Origin of the sequence: Bradyrhizobium sp. (genome assembly GCF_049581145.1) — a bacterium.
Lineage (GTDB): Bacteria > Pseudomonadota > Alphaproteobacteria > Rhizobiales > Xanthobacteraceae > Bradyrhizobium.
In genome coordinates this window covers 1-1893 of sequence record NZ_JBAURI010000747.1, presented here as the reverse complement: position 1 = coordinate 1893, position 1893 = coordinate 1, and the positions used below count along the sequence as shown (strand labels likewise).

At 64.8% G+C, this 1893-nt stretch carries 2 protein-coding genes; both read right to left on the bottom strand.

The window, feature by feature from the left end; translation table 11 throughout:
* Positions 1–1149, bottom strand: a 1149-nt coding sequence (locus WCB02_RS24365; protein ID WP_423962178.1) for an ATP-binding protein, incomplete at its 3' end; no start/stop codon positions are given.
* On the bottom strand, positions 1146–1893 hold a 748-nt coding region (locus WCB02_RS24360; protein WP_423962176.1), incomplete at its 5' end, for an ATP-binding protein. The genes WCB02_RS24365 and WCB02_RS24360, both read right to left, overlap by 4 nt.

Sequence of the window (1893 nt, the reverse complement as noted above, 5' to 3'; positions counted from 1 at the left end):
CTTGCCGACCACGGACTCGATCGTGACATCGCCGCCCAGCTGTCGGACGATGCCGTGCACCTGCGACAGCCCGAGCCCGGTGCCCTTGCCGGGCGGCTTGGTGGTGAAGAACGGATCGAAGGCGCGTGCGATCACCTCCAGGCTCATGCCCGAACCGGTGTCGGCGACATCGATCGTGACCCGGCCGGCGTCGGCATCGTGCCGCGTGCTGATGGTCAACGTTCCCGTATCATCGATCGCGTCGCGGGCGTTGATCGACAGATTGAGGATCGCCAGTTCGAGCTGATTCATGTCGGCGAGCGCGGCAGGCAGATCGTCTGCAAGGTCGAGCCTGATGGTGATGGCCGGACCGATCGATTGCTGCAACAGCTCGAACATCCCCCTGATCAGCCGGTTGACGTCGACCGGCTCGGTCGCGAGCTTCTGGATGCGCGAAAAGGCCAGCAATTGGGCGGTGAGCTTGGAGCCGCGCTCGGCGGCCTTGAAGGCATGCTCGGCCATCCGCACGATGCGCGGATCGGTGGCGCGCGCCTTGATCAGATCGAGATTGCCGACCACCGCGGTCAGAAGATTGTTGAAATCGTGCGCCAGGCCGCCGGTCAACTGCCCGACCGCTTCCATCTTCTGCGCCTGCACAAGCGCCGCCTCGGCCTTCTGGCGCTGGACGATTTCCTGGCTCAGCCGCGCATTGGTCTCGACCAGTTCGACGATGCGATCCTGCACCCGCTGCTCCAGCGACGCATTCAACGTCCGCAAGGCGTCTTCGCTTTGCCTGATTCGCAGCAGCGCGCGGATGCTGGCCGCAAGCTCCAGCGGCTCGGCGGGCTGCACCAGGAACATGTCGGCGCCGGAATCGAAGCCGCGGGTCCGCGAGGCCGAGGTGATGAAGGTCGACGAGGTCATCAGCACCATCGTCTCCGGCCATTTCTTCTTGATGAAGGCGCAGACGTCGAAGCCGGTGATATCGGGAAGCTGCACGTCGAGCAGGACGACCGGCGGCCGCACCTCCTCGACCACGCGCAGCGCCTCGGCGCCGGTTTGCGCCTCGATCACGGCAAAATCGCTTTCCTTCAGGTCGCGCGTCTTGACGTAGCGTTGCACGTCCTGATCGTCGACATTCAACACCAGCGGCGAGCCGACCTCCGTCATGCGGCGCCTCCCGTGGCCTCGCGCAGGAACAGCGCGACATTATCCCTCGAGATGGTGTTCTTGGAGATGACGCGCGTGCCCGCCGGCAGCCGCGCCTTCAATTCGGCATTGACGTTGAGCGAGGTCGAAACGATCACCGGCGTGACGCTGGTCCGGTGGTCGGCGTGAAGCTCCTGCAGCACCGTGAAGCCGTCGATGGTCGGCATCTGCAGATCGAGGATGATGACATCGGGCTGCTCGGCGCGGGCCTTGGTCAGCCCGGCGTCGCCGTCGCTGGCTTCGGAAAATTCGTAACGACCGTCGCCGGTGATGATCTGGCGCATGACGTAGCGGAAGGTCTCGTCATCGTCGATCAGCAGCACCTTCTTGGTGGCGTTGTCCGCCTGCCGCACCTGCTTGCTCGGATCGCCGCGCCGGGCCGGAATAGCCAGCGTGAACACCGAGCCCTGCCCGAGCACGCTTTCGACACTGAGCGTACCGCCGAGAAGTGTCGCCAGCGAGCGCGACAGCGACAGCCCGAGACCGGTGCCCTTGACCTTGCGGTGCAGCTTGGTGTCGACCTGGGAAAACTCCTCGAAGATGCGCTCGTGATCGACCGGATCGATGCCGATCCCGGTATCGCGCACCGTGAAGACGACCACGCCGGGCTCGCGATCATAGCGCGCAGTCACCCGGACCTCGCCCTGCTCGGTGAATTTCAGCGCGTTCGAGATCAGGTTGCGCAGGATCTGCGTGACCTTGGTC